This is a genomic window from Streptomyces sp. NBC_01716 (genome assembly GCF_036248275.1).
Classification (GTDB): Bacteria; Actinomycetota; Actinomycetes; order Streptomycetales; family Streptomycetaceae; genus Streptomyces.
Genome location: NZ_CP109181.1, coordinates 8,393,819 through 8,410,444, shown reverse-complemented (window position 1 = coordinate 8,410,444; position 16,626 = coordinate 8,393,819). Strand labels below are relative to the sequence as shown.

Annotated in this window: 14 protein-coding genes and 1 pseudogene; 10 read left to right on the top strand and 5 right to left on the bottom strand. The window is 70.5% G+C overall.

Translation table 11 applies throughout. The features are described 5' to 3' along the window. Positions 1 to 18: 18 nt before the first annotated feature. From OIE74_RS37385 to OIE74_RS37375, 3 genes and pseudogenes are all read right to left on the bottom strand, one after another. Entirely contained in the window at positions 19 to 567 is a 549-nt protein-coding gene (locus OIE74_RS37385) for an HAD domain-containing protein (RefSeq protein ID WP_329391870.1), read from the bottom strand. 150 nt (positions 568 to 717) lie between these two features. Continuing rightward, positions 718 to 1,486 (bottom strand): annotated as a pseudogene (locus OIE74_RS37380) (NPP1 family protein). Positions 1,487 to 1,797: 311 nt separating this feature from the next. Beyond that, on the bottom strand, positions 1,798 to 2,658 hold the full coding sequence (locus OIE74_RS37375) for an SDR family oxidoreductase (RefSeq protein WP_329392573.1): 861 nt from the start codon (positions 2,656 to 2,658) through the stop codon (positions 1,798 to 1,800). Between the two features lie 119 nt (positions 2,659 to 2,777). Between OIE74_RS37375 and OIE74_RS37370 the strand changes: the two genes are divergently transcribed. The 7 genes from OIE74_RS37370 (at position 2,778) to OIE74_RS37340 (ending at position 12,482) form a co-directional block, all read left to right on the top strand. After that, on the top strand, positions 2,778 to 3,200 hold the full coding sequence (locus OIE74_RS37370) for a winged helix-turn-helix transcriptional regulator (protein WP_329391868.1): 423 nt from the start codon (positions 2,778 to 2,780) through the stop codon (positions 3,198 to 3,200). Positions 3,201 to 3,689: 489 nt separating this feature from the next. Continuing rightward, entirely contained in the window at positions 3,690 to 4,643 is a 954-nt protein-coding gene (locus tag OIE74_RS37365) for a hypothetical protein (RefSeq protein WP_329391866.1), read from the top strand. 362 nt (positions 4,644 to 5,005) lie between these two features. Further along, entirely contained in the window at positions 5,006 to 5,986 is a 981-nt protein-coding gene (locus tag OIE74_RS37360) for a sugar phosphate isomerase/epimerase family protein (RefSeq protein ID WP_329391864.1), read from the top strand. A 117-nt stretch (positions 5,987 to 6,103) separates the two neighbouring features. After that, positions 6,104 to 9,403 carry a PQQ-dependent sugar dehydrogenase gene (locus OIE74_RS37355; protein WP_329391862.1) on the top strand — a complete coding sequence of 1,100 codons (3,300 nt, stop codon included), beginning with the start codon at positions 6,104 to 6,106 and terminating at the stop codon, positions 9,401 to 9,403. A 174-nt stretch (positions 9,404 to 9,577) separates the two neighbouring features. Continuing rightward, positions 9,578 to 10,786 carry an ROK family protein gene (locus OIE74_RS37350; RefSeq protein ID WP_443076329.1) on the top strand — a complete coding sequence of 403 codons (1,209 nt, stop codon included), beginning with the start codon at positions 9,578 to 9,580 and terminating at the stop codon, positions 10,784 to 10,786. A 170-nt stretch (positions 10,787 to 10,956) separates the two neighbouring features. After that, positions 10,957 to 11,313, top strand: a complete 357-nt coding sequence (locus OIE74_RS37345; protein ID WP_329391855.1) for a PRC-barrel domain-containing protein — start codon at positions 10,957 to 10,959, stop codon at positions 11,311 to 11,313. A 122-nt stretch (positions 11,314 to 11,435) separates the two neighbouring features. After that, complete coding sequence (locus OIE74_RS37340) at positions 11,436 to 12,482, top strand: SDR family oxidoreductase (protein ID WP_329391852.1); 1,047 nt, start codon at positions 11,436 to 11,438, stop codon at positions 12,480 to 12,482. A 47-nt stretch (positions 12,483 to 12,529) separates the two neighbouring features. Here the strand turns inward: OIE74_RS37340 and OIE74_RS37335 are convergent, their stop codons facing one another. After that, positions 12,530 to 13,411, bottom strand: a complete 882-nt coding sequence (locus OIE74_RS37335) for a serine hydrolase (RefSeq protein ID WP_329391850.1) — start codon at positions 13,409 to 13,411, stop codon at positions 12,530 to 12,532. 109 nt (positions 13,412 to 13,520) lie between these two features. Next, positions 13,521 to 14,288, bottom strand: a complete 768-nt coding sequence (locus OIE74_RS37330; RefSeq protein ID WP_329391848.1) for a chitinase — start codon at positions 14,286 to 14,288, stop codon at positions 13,521 to 13,523. 231 nt (positions 14,289 to 14,519) lie between these two features. Here OIE74_RS37330 and OIE74_RS37325 point away from each other — a divergent pair, with 231 nt between their 5' ends. The 3 genes from OIE74_RS37325 to OIE74_RS37315 all read left to right on the top strand — a co-directional run bounded on the left by OIE74_RS37325 (position 14,520) and on the right by OIE74_RS37315 (position 16,625). Further along, entirely contained in the window at positions 14,520 to 15,140 is a 621-nt protein-coding gene (locus tag OIE74_RS37325; RefSeq protein WP_189105857.1) for an L-threonylcarbamoyladenylate synthase, read from the top strand. A gap of 154 nt (positions 15,141 to 15,294) precedes the next feature. Beyond that, on the top strand, positions 15,295 to 15,894 hold the full coding sequence (locus OIE74_RS37320) for a sulfite oxidase-like oxidoreductase (protein ID WP_329391844.1): 600 nt from the start codon (positions 15,295 to 15,297) through the stop codon (positions 15,892 to 15,894). Continuing rightward, positions 15,894 to 16,625, top strand: a complete 732-nt coding sequence (locus tag OIE74_RS37315; RefSeq protein ID WP_329391841.1) for a ferredoxin reductase — start codon at positions 15,894 to 15,896, stop codon at positions 16,623 to 16,625. Before OIE74_RS37320 ends, OIE74_RS37315 begins: the two co-directional genes overlap by 1 nt. The last annotated feature ends 1 nt before the right edge of the window (position 16,626 follow it).

Here is a 16,626-nt window from a genome sequence, read left to right as displayed (position 1 = left end):
CCCGCTTCCGGGAAGCCGTCAAGTCCGGCCCCCGAGCGTGCGCGCGAAGGAGTCGAGCGCCCGGAAGTCGGGGTCCAGCAGGCCGAGCCGTGGGTCGATGTGAAGCAGGAGCGCGGACCCCTCGTGGTGCCCGGCGACGTAGGCCCGGTCGGCGTCACCCAACTCGTCGTCGACCCATGCGAAGGGCCGGCCGGCGGCGTACGCGACGAGGTCCCGCGTCTTCCAGAACGTGTCTTCCGCTGCCGCCTCGTACCTCACCGGCCAGTCCACCGCCGGGAGTTCGGGCAGTCCGAGAACGGGCCCGATGAACTCGTTCGCCTCTGTCCCCCACGTGGTGGCCCACACCAGGTCGTACAGTCCGGCGAGCTCCCTGAGCCTTCGCCCGTGGTCGGGGTTGAGCCAGACCCGCAGGGGCCTCACGTACGCCGCCGGCATGCCCGGGTGCTGGGCGATCCAGCCCTCGGGCTTCATCCGGTGGGTCGTGTAGCCCATCGGGCGCCGATGGGGCTTGGCGGCGTACGGGTTCAACGGGCCGTCCACGTCGAGATAGAGAAGGGGGCGGCTCATCAAGGGTCCTCTCGTGGCACTCGCCAGTGCGGTGAGAGTAGCCCCGATGGGTGCGGCGATCCCGCGCATTTCCCCGGCGCCGGGTGCGGAGAACGGGCCGGGGGCGAGCGTCACGCCTCACACGCTTCCCGCGCCCCCGGCCCGCTCGGATCACGCGTTCGGGTCGAACGGGATACCGGCCGGCTTGGCCTTCACCAGGTGGCCGTTGAAGTTGCCGTCCTTGAGGCCGAAGACGGCGCTGCCGAAGTTGGCCTGGCTCAGCTTGTCGCGCAGACCGGCCGGGTAGCCCTCCCAGCCGACCAGCCTCGGGAACTGCCAGGTCCCGTAGTGGTTCTCCGGCGGGTCGTCGTTGCTGTTCGCCGCGCGGAAGGCATGCGTGCCCGCGCCGTCCTTGTGGTAGACGACCTTGGCGTGCGTCCCGTCGAACCGCATCTGGTCACGGGTGTGGATGTCGAAGTTGCCGTGGGCGGAGGTGGAGACGTACTGCACCTGGTCGTTCTGCACCCACACCACGACGTGTTCCCAGTCGTTGCGGTGCCCGCCGAGCCCGCTGCCGATCACGGCCTGGTCCTTCTCGAAGTACAGGCCGTACATGATGGCGCACCAGCCGTTGTTGCACTTGGCGCGCGAGTATCCGTTGGTGTTGTCGAGGTCCCAGGAGTCCCGGCACTGGCCGTTGAGGGCACCACTCGGGTTGAGGCCCGGGTTGATGGTGCCGTCGGGGCCGATGGCCGGGGTGGGGTAGCAGCCGTCCGTGTCGTAGTCGAACGCCGGCTGGAATGTCTGCTCCAGACCGTCCGCGTTCGCCGGAAGGGCGCCGGGGGGGATCGGCGAGCGCGCTGCCGGGAAACGCGATGACAAGCGCGAGGGCGCTGCCAAGGGTGAGTGAGACATTCCGGATGCGCGAGGTTTTCTTCACTGCGTCCTCCTGATCGACCGCAACGTGGGGGCGTCGGTCATTTTGACATGCTCGGATCAGCCTTTAGGCCGTTGTTGACATACCGAGCGTCAGGAGATGTCAGCGCGATGAAAGATCAACCAATAGCGGGTGCAGGCGAGTTGGGCCCCTCGGGGGCCCGGCGGCCGGACGCGCCGCCGGACGCGCTCCGGCTCCCCCGGCCGCCGCCGGCGCCTCGCTCGGCGCGAACCGGCGCGCGTTCGGCGCCCTTCGCATTCCCGAAGGAAGCCCTTCGGGTGAGGACGCACGGAGACGGACGGGGGAGACCGCCCTCAGGACTTCAGAGCCTGCGCGACCGACTCGGCCAACGGTGTCGTGGGCCGGCCCGCGAGACGGGAGAGGTCGCCGGTCGTACCCGCCAGGAGGCCGCGTTCGATGGCCTTGTCCACATCCACGAGGATCGCGGCCATCGGCTCGGGCACTCCGGCGCCCGTGAGAATGCCCAGCAGCGTCTCGCCGGGGACGTTGTTGTAGACGATCGTGCGGCCGGTCTGCCGCGACAGCTCCGCCGCGTACTCCGCGAAGGACCACGCCGTGTCGCCGCTGAGCTCGTACACCTTGCCGAGGTGTCCCTCACCGGTCAGTACGGTGGCCGCCGCCGCCGCGTAGTCCGCCCGGCCGGCGCTGGCGACCCGGCCCTCGCCCGCCGCGGCGACCACCGCGCCGTGCTCCAGCACGGGGGCCAGGTTCTCGGTGTAGTTCTCGGTGTACCAGCCGTTGCGCAGAAACGTGTACGGCAGCCCGGAGTCCAGGATCAGCCGCTCGGTGGCCTTGTGGTCGGCGGCCAGTTCGAAGTCGGCGTCGGGACCTCCCAGGACGCCGGTGTACACGAGTTGAGCCACGCCCGCGGCCCGCGCGGCTTCGATGACGGCGGTGTGCTGCGGTACGCGGCGCCCGGCCTCGTCGGCGGAGATGAGCAGGGCCCGGTCGCCCGCCCGGAAGGCGTCCGTCAGTGTCGCGGGGCTGTCGTAGTCGGCGATCCGCACCTCGACACCGAGCGCCGCCAGGGACGCCGCCTTCTCGCTGTCCCGCGCGACGGCGGCGATCCTGCCGGCCGGCACGTCGGCGCTCAGAAGGGATTCGATGACGAGACGGCCGAGGTGCCCGGTCGCTCCGGTGACGACGATGCTCATGAGGTTGCTACCCATTTCCTGTGATTGGCCCTGCTTGGCGCTGTTTCGTAATGCGCGAGATCAACGATATGTATCCCACTAACTCAGAGGAAGTACCCACCTTGAAGTAAGGTACCGGAATGGACGAAAGCAGCTCCCCCCCCAACGTCAACCGGCGGATGTGCCCCTCCCGGCTCGTACTGGAACACATCACGAGCCGCTGGGGTGTGCTGGTGCTGGCCGCCCTGCTGGAGCGCTCGTACCGCTTCAGCGAGCTGCGCCGCGAGATCGACGGGGTCAGCGAGAAGATGCTCGCCCAGACCCTCCAGACCCTTGAACGCGACGGCTTCGTCCACCGCGACGCCAAGCCGGTGATCCCGCCGCGCGTGGACTACTCACTGACGGACCTGGGCCGCGAGGCGGCCGAGCAGGTGTGGCGGCTGGCGCGCTGGACGGAGCGACAGGTGGACACGGTGCTCACGGCCCGCGAGGCGTACGACGAGGCGCGCACGCCCGTGCCGCGGGCCGGGACCCGCGCCGGGGCGCGGACGATCCACCAGTAGGCCGGACCGCCGGGCCAACCTCACCGGACCGCAACTCGCCCGTCGCCGAAGCGCGTTGACTCCGCGCGCCTGCTTCGCGACCGCGAACACCGCGGCCCGGCCCCGACGTTGCGTGCCCTCCCCCACCCATCGCGCACTTTATCGCCCTCTCCATCAATCCTTCACGTCTTTTGATGAATCATTAGAAAGTTCCAGAGATTCCTACCGAACCTCTGGACAGTCCCCACGCGGCGCTCTAATGTCTCGGCCCACCGAGACATGTGTTTCGTCGCGGTAACCCCGCAGCCCACCGGCGCTCACCCGAACGCCCTTGACCCCACCAGCCTTTCCACGTCTCTCCCCCCATGGCCGGGCCACCGCCCGTCACGAGGCGCCGCGCGACCGCCGTCACGGCGGTCGTCGCTCACGCACCGTGCAGCACCCCCGTCGACGACGGGGAAACCGGCCGGGTCACCGACTCTGCCGTGACCGCAGCGGAAGGGAAGCGACATGAAGATCCGTACGTTCATCGCCACGGCCTCACTGGTGGCATCCGGGAGCCTGGTGGCCTTCTCCGGCTCCGCCCAGGCCGCTCTCTACACCACCTGCGTCGGTGACGGCGGGGCCGTGACTGTCACCAACGACCTGGTCGTACCGGCCGGGAAGTCATGCACCCTCACCGGCACCAGAGTCAAGGGCACGGTGACCGTCGAGGCCGGCGCCGACCTCGTCGCCGCGGGCGCCACCTTCAACAGCGCGGTCACCGTCGAGGAGGACGCCTACCTCGACCTCACCGACACCACCGTGAAGGGCACGCTGACCACCGAGTCCGCGTTCGGCGCGCACCTGGAGAAGTCCAGCCTCAAGTCGGTCGAGACCACCGAGGGATTCCTCTACACGGTCGACTCGACCGTCGGCGGGAGCATCAACAGCGAGGCCGGCGAGCTGTACGTCTCGGGCAGCACCCTGACCGGCTCGGTGACCGGTGAGGGCAACCAGTACACCGACGTGTACGACTCCACCGTCAAGGGCGCTCTCACCGTCAACAACAACACCCTCGGCGGCGTGTTCTGCGCCGGCGAGGTGTACGGCGCCGCGAAGTACTCGGGCAACGCCGACGTTCTCCAGATCGGTGGCGAGGGCCTGCTCGGCAACTGCACGGGCGCCTCGTACTTCGGCGGCAACCTCACTGTCACCGACAACACCGCCAACGCCGTGCTCGACAACTCGATCGTGCGCGGCTCGCTCACCGCGACCGGCAACAACCCCGTCCTGGTCGTCGGCGAGTCGGCGCGTGTCCGTGGCACGGTCACCGGAGAGACCGCCGACGCCGGCGCGTCGGCCTCCCGTTCGGCCCAGAAGGCCGCGCCGCAGGACCGTGGCGCCGACCTCGCCGAGAAGGCCGCCGAGCGTGCCGCCGCCGCTCGGGCCGACGCCCACGAAGCGGGCAAGTCCAGGCTCTGACACCGGGCCGCACACGCGGCGCGGCACCCAACCGTGGCGTCTCCAGGCGCACTCCGAGGCGGCATTCCAACCGCACACCCGCACGCACCACCGTCCGTACCGCGATTCGCATCACCATCCGCACCGCCAACGGCACCCGTAGCGACACACCCGGCAGGAAACGGCGACCGCCCCCGTCGCCGTTCCTCCTCCCCCACCGCTCGGCGACCTTCCCCCTCCCGCCGGTCAACCGGCCGGAACACCCGCCGACGCGCACTCGCCACGCCGCCCCTCCGCCGTCGCGGCGCGCGCACCGCAGAGCAGCAGCTCCGGTCGCGCGCGCCCCCGGTCCTACCCTCTTCTCCTCATTCCCAGGAGTGACCGTGAGCCATATTCGCAAGTCCTTCGACCGCAGGGACTTCCTGCGCGCCACCGCGGGCACGACCGTCGCCCTCGCCGCCGCCTCCGTCGCCGGAGCCGCCACGGCGTCCGCGGCCCCGGCCCCCGCCGCCGGGCGGAGCAATCTGTCCATCCCCAAGGACCGGATCGGCATCCAGCTCTACAGCATCCGCGACAAGGTCAGCTCGCTCGGCTTCGCCGTCGTCCTCGCCGAGCTGGCGCGGATCGGCTACCAGGAGATCGAGTTCGCCGGGTACACCCAGAGCACCTCCATCCTGGGCCGGCAGATCACCCTCCCGGAGATCCGCACACTGCTCGACGACAACGGGCTGCGCGCGGTCGGGAGTCACGTCGGCATCGGCAACCTCCGCTCGAACCTCCAGGGCGAACTGGACGCCGCCGAGATCCTCGGCATGCCCCACCTGGGCACGGCCAACGCGCCGTCGAACATCAACACCGTCGCGGGCTACCGCGCCGCCGCCGACGAGTTCAACGTCTGGGGCGCCGCGGCCACCGCGCGCGGTCTGAAGCTCTACCAGCACAACCACGCGGGCGAGTTCGCGTTCGCGACGGACCAGCCGTCGGTCCGGCTGTACGACGTGTTCCTCAAGAACACCGACCCGCGCCATGTCTATCTGGAGCTGGACATCTACTGGGCGTACGTGGGCCAGTACCGCTGGCCCGGATTCGACCCGGCCGCGTACGTGCGCAACCAGCCCTACCGCTACCCGCTGTTCCACATGAAGGACGGCGACGCCAACTCGGCGAACGCCAACGGATTCGACATCGTCGAGTTCGGTGCCGGCGACCTCCCGTACGAGAAGTTCGTCCGCGACATCGGGCCGCGTGCCTCGCACGTGGGCATCTGGGAGCAGGACACCGCGCCCAACACCCTGCCCAATCCGCCGGGTTCGCTCGGCGCGGCGGAGCGCAGCTTCACGGCGCTCAAGGGACTGCTCGGCTGACCCGAGCCTCCCCCCGGACAACGGGCCAGGCGCCTCCGCGCGTTGAGGCTCCTGGCCTGTTCCGTCCACCCTGCCTCCCGCACTCCTTACCGCAAGCGACCGAGGAGACGCATCACCGTGCACCGCACACTGAGACGCCTGATGACAGGGGTCCTGCTCGTGGCACTGCCCGCGCTGGGCGGTGTGGCCGTCGCGCCCGCCGCCCAGGCGCACCCGGGCCACGAACACGCCCTGGACTGGTCGAACTACGAGAAAGTCACCCTGACGAAGGACACCGGCGAGCCGATCGACCTCGCCGTCCTCCCCGACAGCCGAGTCCTGCACACCGCCCGCAACGGCGATCTCCGGCTCACCGACCCCGGTACCGGTGTCACGAAGGTCGTCAACCACGTCGACGTCTACCAGAACTCCGAGATGGGGTTGCAGACGGTCACGCTCGACCCGGACTTCGCCACCAACAAGTGGGTCTACCTCTACTACTCGCCGCCGCTGAACACCCCGACCGGCTCCGCACCCCAGCAGCTGCCCGCCGGGCAGACCGACGCGTACTGGAAGCAGTGGGAGGGGTACGACACCCTGACCCGCTTCAAGTGGACCGGCGACAAGCTGGACCTCTCCACCGCGCAGGAGATCATCCGCGTCGACTCCAACCGTGGCCAGTGCTGCCATGTCGCGGGTGACGTGGACTTCGACAGCAAGGGCAATCTCTACCTCGCGACGGGCGGCAACACTCCCGCGTCGGGCCCGAACGTCAACGGCTACACCCCGATCAACGACGCGGCCGGCTACAACCCGGGGCTGGACGAGCGCCGTGGCGCGGGCAACACCAACGACCTGCGGGGCAAGATCCTGCGGATCGACGTCCAGGAGGACGGCAGATACCGGATCCCGGAGGGCAACCTCTTCGCGCCGGGCACGGCCAAGACGCGTCCCGAGATCTTCGTGATGGGTCTGCGCAACCCGTTCCGGCTCGCGGTCGACCAGAAGACCGACGCCGTGATGTGGGGCGACTACGGCCCCGACGCCGGTACGGCCGACCCGAACCGCGGCCCGATGGGGTACGTCGAGTGGCAGACCACGACCAAGCCCCTGAACAGCGGCTGGCCGTTCTGCACGGGTGACAACACCAAGCCCTACAGGGACTTCGACTTCGCCACCCTCACGCCCGGCCCCGCCTTCGACTGCGCGAAGCCGGTCAACGACTCCCGCTGGAACACCGGTCTGACCGAGCTGCCCGCGTCCGCGCCGGCCACGCTCTGGTACGGCGACAGGGACACCGACCAGCCGTGGCCCGAGCTGACCTCCTTCCGCGGTCCGGGCGGTCCCGGCGGCCAGGCCCCGATGGGCGGTCCGGTCTACCACTACGACGCGGACAACCCCTCGCCGGGCAAGTTCCCCGAGTACTGGGACGGCAAGGCGTTCTTCGGGGAGTTCTCCCAGGACTACGTGGCCGCGCTCACGCTCGACGGTCCCGACGGACCGGTGAGCAAGCTGGAGAACGTGCTGCCCAACAGCGAGCGTTCGCAGAACGGCATCCCGCAGTGGGACAACCCGATGGACCTGGAGTTCGGTCCTGACGGCGCGCTCTACGTGCTCGACTACGGCGACGGCTTCTTCCGGCAGAACCCCGACGCGGGTCTCTACCGGATCGACTACGCCGAGGGCAACAAGGCTCCTACCGCGGTGATCAAGGCCGACAAGACGTCCGGCCAGGCCCCGTTGGAGGTCTCCTTCAGCGCCACCGGCTCCAGCGACCCGGAGAACGGCGAGCTCACCTACCAGTGGGACCTCGACGGCGACGGCACCTTCGACGCCACCGGGCCCACGGTCGACCGTACGTATCCGGACAACGGGCAGTTCCAGGCCCGGCTCAAGGTGACCGACCCGCAAGGGAAGTCCGGGCTGACGAGCCGTCAGATCACCGTGGGCAACACGGCGCCGACGGTACGGATCACCTCGCCGCCCGACGGCGGGTTCTTCAACTGGGGCGACGCCGTGCCGTACGGCATAGCCGTCGAGGACCCGGAGGACGGCACCACGCCGGACTGCGCCAAGGTCGCGTGGACCTTCGGTCTGGGGCACAACCAGCACGGGCACCCGGTCAACAGCGGTACCGGCTGCACGGGCGGCGTCGCGACCCCGGCCGACGCGGGCCACGGTGACACCGAGAACGTCTTCGGCGTCCTCGGCATCACCTACACCGACAAGGGCGCGGGAGGCGTGCCGGCGGCGACCGGTGACGCCCAAGTGGTGCTCAACCCGGCGCTGACGCAGGGCGAGCACTACGACTCCGCGGAGGGTGTCACGATCACGGACGACACCACGGCGTCGGGACAGCGGAAGCTGACCTCCTTCGACGCGGGTGACTGGATCGCGTACGACCCGGTGTCGTTCGCCGGGATCAACGGGGTCAAGACCCGTGCGAGCGGCGCCGGTACGCTGGCGCTGCGCTGGGGCTCGGCGGACGCGGAGCCGTTCGCGACGGTGCCGGTACCGGCCGGCGAGGGCTGGCAGACCGTCACCACCGCGCTGGACAAGGCCCCTTCGGGGACCGGAGAGGTCTTCGTCACCAGCTCCGGCGGTGTCGAGCTGGACTCGCTGACCTTCCAGGGCGCGGGCGTCGCGGACAAGACCGCCCCCAAGGTCACGGCCACACTCAACCCGCCCCGGCCGAACGGTGACGACGGCTGGTACACCAGCAACGTGTCGCTCACGGTCGCGGCGACCGACAACGGAACGGTCGCCAGCCGTCAGTACTCGGTCGACGACGGAGCCACCTGGCAGTCGGCCAACGCGGCCCTCACGCTCTCCAAGGAGGGCGCCACGACGGTCCGTTACCGGGCCACCGACAACGGCGGCAACGTCTCCGATGTGGGCTCGCTCACGGTACGGATCGACCGCACCGGTCCCACGGTGACGGCCACCGGTATCGACGCCGACGGCGTCTACGGGGACTCCAAGCGGCCGACACCGGTCTTCTCTGCCACGGACGCGGTCTCCGGTGGGGCGACCGTCACGGCCACGGTCGACGGCAAGGCCGTCAACTCCGGCCAGGCGCTGGAACTGTGGCGGCTGCCGCTCGGGAACCACGACCTCACGGTCAGGGCCCGCGACAAGGCCGGCAACACCACCACCAGGACGGTGGCCTTCACCACCCGTACCTCCTACGCGGACATCCGCGCGCTGATCACCCAGCTGCGGGCCGACGGCCTGATCACGGCGCAGGGACAGCAGCGGCTGACCGTACGGCTCGGCCAGGCCGAGGCGCACGCCGACGCGGGACGCACCAGTCAGGCCGCGGCCGTACTGGAGTCGTTCGCCGGATACGCGGGCGACGCCGCCCTCGTGCCGGACAGCGCGGCGGGCGCGGCCCTCGCACGGGACGCGCGGGCCCTGAAGGGAGGCGCCATCGGCTGACGCCGGGACCGACAGGGCTGCCCCGCCTCCACGCCCCGCTCTCACCGGCGGGGCGGCTCTGTGTCCGGACTCCGCCGGGGCGCCGTTCCCCGCGCCCGTCATGACAGGTTCCGTCAACAGGGCGACAACTTTCGGCGATCTGTGAAAAAGTTACCGGGAGTCGCCCGCACCCAGGTGTCGAGAGGAAGTGAGCCCGTGAACATCGAGTACCGCGTGCTGAGTCTGCTGCGCGACAACGGCCCGCTCTCCCGCGCCCAGCTCGCGGACCGGCTGGAGGTTCCCCGTCCGCGGCTGCTCGGCGAGCTCGACCGGATGGTCGCCGCCGGGCGGGTCCGTGAGGCGGGCCCCGCCGCTTCGCGCGGCGGGCGGCGCTCCACCCTCGTACAGCTCGACCCCGGGCTGCGGTTCGCGGCCGTCGATCTGGGCGCCAGCTCCATCGACATCGAGATCACCGACGGCGCGCTCGCACCGGTGGCCGCCTGCTCCGAGCCCGCCGACATCCGTTCCGGGCCCGTCGCCGTGCTCGGCCGCGTCAGCGAGCTCCTGCGCGAGATGGCCGACGAGGGGCACTACACGCGGCTCGACGCGATCGGGATCGGACTGCCGGGACCGGTCTCGTTCCGGGAGGGCGTCCCGGTCTCGCCGCCGATCATGGTGGGCTGGAACCGTTATCCCGTACGCGACACCCTCGCCGGCGAGCACGGCTGCCCCGTCGTGGTCGACAACGACGTGAACGTGATGTCCCTCGGGGAGCAGCACAGCGGGGTCGCGAAGACCGTCGACCATCTGCTCTTCGTGAAGATAGGCAGCGGTATCGGCTCGGGCATGCAGCACCACGGCCGTATCTACCGGGGCGCGGAGGGCTGCGCCGGGGACATCGGGCATGTCCAGGTGGAGGCCGAGTCGGACGGGCCCGTCTGTTCCTGCGGGAACACCGGCTGTCTGGAGGCGTACTTCGGCGGGGTGGCGCTGGCCAGGGACGCCACGGCGGCCGCGACATCGGGCCAGTCGCCCGCTCTCGCCGAACGGCTCGCCGAGCGGGGGGAGTTGACCGCCCTGGACGTCGCGGAGTGCGCGGACGGCGGCGACAACACGAGCGTCAACCTCGTCCGGGCCGGCGGCCACCGGGTCGGGCAGGTGCTCGCCACACTGGTCAGCTTCATGAATCCGTCGATGATCGTGATCGGCGGCGGTCTGACCGGGCTCGGCTATCCGCTGCTCGCCGAGATCCGCAGCGTCGTGTACAAACGCTCGCTGCCGCTGGCCACGGGCAATCTGCCGATCGTCATGTCCGAGCTCGGCCCGCGTGCGGGGGTCGTGGGCGCGGCGCTGCTGGCGAGCGAGCTTGCGTACGGCGGGGAGTCCTACGCGGGAGCGGCCTGACCGGCCCGTCACCCGTCCGGACGCCCGCACACCGCCCGCACACCGCCCGCGTCGTCCCCCTGGCGCCTTCGAGTGGCCGCCCGTCGCGCCGTCGGTCACGATGACGGAGCCGGGCGGGGTACACGCACGGGTGGGCCCGATCGCGAGGCCACCGGAGGAGGAGAGCCGACATGATCGATTCCGTGGACATCCGCGAGTGGCGTACGCAGGCCGTCGTCGACCCCGACGGCCGCAAGATCGGTTCGCTGGAGGCGGTCTACGTCGACACCCGTACCGACGAGCCGTCCGTCGCGACGGTGCTGGTCGGCATGCCGACCCGGCACCGCCTGGTCTTCGTCCCGCTCTCGGGAGCCGTGGTGGGGCCGGGCTACGTCAGGGTCAACTACGAGAGATCGGTGGTGAAGGGCGCACCGTCCATGGGCACGGACGATGTGCTGCCCGCCGAGGACGAAAAGGCCGTCTTCTCCCACTACGACCTCCCCTACGAGCCGGGCCCCAGCGGCGAGCGCCAGCTCGCCCGCCGCTGACCGCAGCTCGCGGAAGGCCCACCGCTCAGCCGGGTAGTACCGGGGACAGGACGAATCCGCTGGTCAGACCTAGCGTGAACGCACAGCGACACACGTTCACGCCAGGCGCACCGGAGGATGACATGAGCGACAACAGCGGCAGGACGGTCCTGGTGACCGGTGGATCCGGTTTCCTCGCCACCCGATGCCTGGCGCAGGCCCTTGATCAGGGGTACCGCGTACGCACCACCGTACGGAATCCGGCGCGGGAGAGCGGTGTACGGGAACATGTCGGGGCGGCGGGCGTCACGCCCGGGGACGCGCTGTCCTTCGCCGTCGCGGATCTGACGTCGGAGGAGGGCTGGCGGGAGGCCATGGCGGGCTGCGACTACGTCCTGCATGTCGCCTCGCCCTTCCCGCCGCGACGCCCCGAGAACGAGGACGACCTGATCGTGCCCGCGCGGGAGGGGACACTCCGTGTGCTGCGCACGGCCCGCGACGCGGGTGTCCGCCGCGTGGTCGTCACCTCCTCGTTCGGCGCGGTCGGCTACGGCCACCCGCAGACCGACCGGCCCTTCACGGAGGACGACTGGACGGAGGTCGACAACGACGTCGCCCCCTACATCAAGTCCAAGACGCTGGCCGAGCGCGCGGCCTGGGACTTCATGGCCGATGAGGGTGGCGCCATGGAGCTGGCGGTCGTCAATCCCGTGGGGATCTTCGGTCCTGTGCTCGGTCCGGACCACGCGAGCTCCATCAACATCATCAGCATGCTGATGAACGGGGACCTCCCCGCCGCTCCGCGCCTGTATTTCGGGGTCGTCGACGTGCGTGACGCGGCGGACCTCCACCTCCGCGCCATGACCCGCGCCGAGGCGGCCGGCCGGCGGTTCGTCGCTTCCGCCGGGGACGCCGTGTCGATGCACGACATCGCTATGATCCTGCGCGAGCGCCTGGGCGAGGCGGCGCGGCTGGTGCCGACCGGTGTCCTGCCGGACGACGCGGTCCGCCGGGCCGCCGAGACCGACCCCGAGATGCGCGAGACCGCCGAGAACGTCGGGAAGATCCGCCATCTCAGCAGCGAGCGGGCGAGGCGCGTGCTCGGCTGGAACCCGCGCTCCAGCGCGGACACCGTCACGGCCACGGCGGAGAGTCTGCTCCGCCTCGGTCTGCTCAAGGCGGACGCGTAGCCTCCGCGCCGACGCGCAGCTTCCGCGCCGGACCCGGCCCACTCCGCCTACTCCGCCTTGACGAACGCCTTCACGGCCGTCTCCGCGGCCCGCTCCACCAGGTCGATGCCGGACTTGTACGTGCGCTGTCCGTCGGACAGGACCGCGACGAGCAGCGTGTGGCCGTCGTGCTCGACGCGCCCGATGCTGTTGACGTCCCACAGCCCCGTCGCGCTGCGCGCCAGCCAGCCGTTCTTCAGCGCCGGCCCGGCGGCGGGCCCCTTGCCGTCGTCGGCGGCGGATATCCCCCACCGCTGGTCGGGCTCGACCGTACTCATCAGCGCCCGCAGGTACGCGCGGGACTGGGCGGTCAGCGGGGAGTGGGCGTCGCCGAGGACGGCCTCCAGGAGGAGCGTCTGGTCGGCCGCCGTCGTGCGGGTCAGGCCCCAGTGGCCGTCCTTGTCGCCCTGGGTGGCCTTCAGGCCGAGACGCTTGTTGGCGGCGTTCAGGCCGTCCGTCTCACCCACGGCCTTCCAGAGCTTCTCCGTCGCGCCGTTGTCGCTGTGCCGGATCATCGCGGCGGCCAGCTTCTTCTGCGGCGCGGTGAGGGGTTCCCCGCGGTCCTGGGCGTGGAGCAGGAGCGCCGCGAGGATGTCGACCTTGACGATGCTGGCCGTGTCGTAGGCGCCGGAGCCGCCGCCGTAGACGGCCGCTCCCCCGCCGTCGAGGTCCGCGACGGCGACCGTGTAGCGTCCGTCGCTCTTCGGCAGCGCGTCCAGCGCCTCGCGCATCGCGCCCTCGACGCCGGCGTGCGCTGCGGCGGGCGCCGCGGCGGCGGCACGGGCCGGGCTGTCGGGCGTCTGCGCCGCGGCGAATGCCACGCCCGGCACCGTCACGGCGAGGGCGAGCGCGGCCACGGCGTATCGCGGCAACCTACGAATCTTGGGCATAAGCGGACATTAGGCAAAGCAGGTCGCCGCAGGCAACGTGCGTATCGTCACACCGGCGACCGCTGTCCGGCCCTGGGCCCACCGGGCCGGACAGCGGTGCACGGGCTTCTCAGCAGGTGAGATCGCGGCCCGGCGGGGTCCGCAGTACGCGTGTGAACTGCTGGTAGAGCTCGACCCGGTGTTCCATCTGCGCGGGATTGCCGCCGTTGCACTCGGCGGATCCGTTCAGGCTCCAGATCGTCTGCCCGAAGCCCTTCTTGTCGACCATCGCGTCGTGCCCGGTCATCGTGCCCGGCCCGGACTGGGTGTTCCAGTACCAGAGCGCGGTCATCCAGGCCACGGCCGGATCGGTCTCGACCAGCCACGGATTGTTGAGCAGATCGAGACCGAGCGCGTCGCCCGCCGCCTTGTAGTTGAAGTTCCAGCTCAGCATGATCGCGCCGCGCCCGTAGTAGGCGTCCCGGCCGGCCGGGCAGCCGTAGGGCTGGGTGTCGTCGCAGAAGACCGGATACATCTCGGGGTTCTGCGACACCACGTAGAACAGGCCGCCGGTCTCATGGCTGATGTTGGCGAGGAAGGCCGCCGCCTCCTGCTTGCGGGTAGTGCGGCTGCCGGTCTTCGCGAAGCCGGGGTACGCCTCCGTGGCCTCGATGAGACCGTCGTACGTGAAGAACGGGTCCCGGTCCGGGAACATCCGCTCGAACTGGGCCTCACTGACGACGAATCGCGGCTTGTGGTGCCCGCCTCGCGCCTCACCCGTCGCGCCCTGGCCGCTCGCGCTCCGGGAGGACTGCGCGGCGGCCGGCAGCGCGGCGACGAGCAGACCGCAGACCAGCAGCAGGGCGGCCATGACGGCCGTGGTGCCTCTTCTCAACACTGTTGCTTCACTCCTGAACGGTGCGTGGGGGACAGACGTTCATGGGACCGGCGCCCATCCACAACTGCCGCCCAGGGCAGTGCGGTTACGAGGACGCCGCCGCGCAGAGGCTACGGGCAGCGCACCCTCCGTGAAAAGGTCCATACCAATTCTTTGGGGAACGGAGACCACTCCGCGGCGACCCGCTCCCTCGTCCGGCCCGATCGGGAAGACACCCCCTAAGCTCGGCCAATGGCCAAGTATTTCGACGTACACCCCGAGAACCCCCAGCGCCGCACGATCACCAGCGTGGCCGAGAGCATCCGGTCCGGCGCGCTCATCGCGTACCCGACGGACTCCTGCTACGCGTTGGGCTGCCAGTTGGGCAGCCGGGACGGCATCAGCCGGATCCGGTCCATCCGGAATCTCGACGACCGTCACCACTTCACGCTGGTCTGCCAGAACTTCGCGCAGCTCGGCCAGTTGGTGCAGATCGACAACGACGTGTTCCGCGCGATCAAGGCGGCGACGCCCGGCAGTTACACGTTCATCCTGCCGGCGACCAGGGAGGTGCCGCGTCAGCTGCTGCACCCGAAGAAGAAGACGGTCGGTGTCCGTATCCCGGACCATGTCGTCGCCCAGGCGCTGCTCGCGGAGCTCGGGGAGCCGCTGCTCTCCAGCACGCTGCTGCTGCCCGACGACGGCGAGCCGATGACCCAGGGCTGGGAGATCAAGGAGCGGCTCGACCATGTGCTGGATGTCGTGGTCGACTCGGGCGACTGCGGCACCGAGCCGACCACCGTCATCGACTTCTCCGAAGGTGAGCCGGAGATCGTACGCAGGGGGGCGGGCGACCCGGCGCGGTTCGAGTAGGCGCACAGCACGGTCGCGGGCCGGGGTGGGGCGGGGCGGGGTCAGGTCTCGCGTCGCCGACCCGGTCCCGCGCCTCTACGCTGGTCTGAGGCTGTCCGGACCGTGCTCCCGACCGCGCTTGTCCAGCGTCCGGGCGGAGGAAGGAAGTCCCGCCATGGCGATCATCTCGCGCGGGTTCCACGGCCGAAGGCCGGATCCCGGCCGGAAACTGCCGCCCGGACAGTACGAGGTCCATGACTTTCCCGTCCTGTCCGCCGGACCCACACCACGCGTGACGCACGACGAGTGGGAGTTCACCCTCACCACCGAGGCGGGCGCCCGGCACACCTGGGACTGGGCACAGCTGATGGCGATGCCCGCCGAGACGCCGACGGTCGACCTGCACTGTGTGACGAAGTGGTCGAAGTTCGGGACGCACTGGGAGGGGGTCTCGCTCGACAGCCTGATGGAGGACGTCGAGACGGCCGCCGATTTCGCACTCGTCCACTCCTACGGCGGGTACACGACCAACCTCCCGCTGGAGGACCTGCTCGACGGCAAGGCGTGGATCGCCCACCGCTACGACGGTGAGGAGCTGGCCCCCGAGCACGGCGGCCCGGCGCGGCTGCTCGTCCCGCACCTGTATCTGTGGAAGTCCGCGAAGTGGGTGCGCGGGATCGAGCTGCTGCTCGACGACGAGCCGGGCTTCTGGGAGGGCCTGGGCTACCACTCGTACGGAGATCCGTGGCGCGAGCAGCGCTATCAGGGGGACTGATGGTGAGCGCACCGCTGCGCTGGCTGGTGGCCGAACTGGTCGGCCGGCGGGCGGAGTCGGCAACGGCCCGGACGCTGGTGTTCGACGTGCCCGGCTGGCCGGCGCATCTGGCGGGCCAGCACGTCGACGTACGGCTCACGGCGGAGGACGGGTACAGCACGCAGCGCAGTTACTCGGTGGCGTCCGCGCCGGACGGTGACCGCGTGGAGCTGACGGTCCAGCGCGTGGGGGACGGTGAGGTGTCGCCGTATCTGATGGATGTCATGGTCCCCGGTGACCGGGTTGAGCTGCGCGGTCCGATCGGCGGCTGGTTCGTCTGGCGGCCGGAGCAGGCCGAGCCCGTGCTGCTGGTGGGCGGCGGCTCGGGAGTGGTGCCGCTGATGTCGATGGTGCGCACGCGTGGCGCGGTGGGCGGGCGCGCGCCGTTCCGTCTGCTCTACTCCGTGCGCGAGCCGGACGATCAGCTGTATGTGCCCGAACTGCTCCGCGGGGAGCCCGGCCTCGACACGGAGTATCTCTACACACGCGCCGCGCCGCCCGGACACCACAGGCCGGTGGGCCGGCTGACGGCCGAGGATCTGGTGCGCGCGGGCTGGCCCGCCGATCAGCGCCCCCGCTGTTACGTGTGCGGGCCGACTGGCTTCGTCGAGAACGCCGCGACGCTCCTGACCGGTCTCGGCCACGACCCCGCCCGGATCAGGACCGAACGCTTCGGCCCCAGTGGAGGATGAC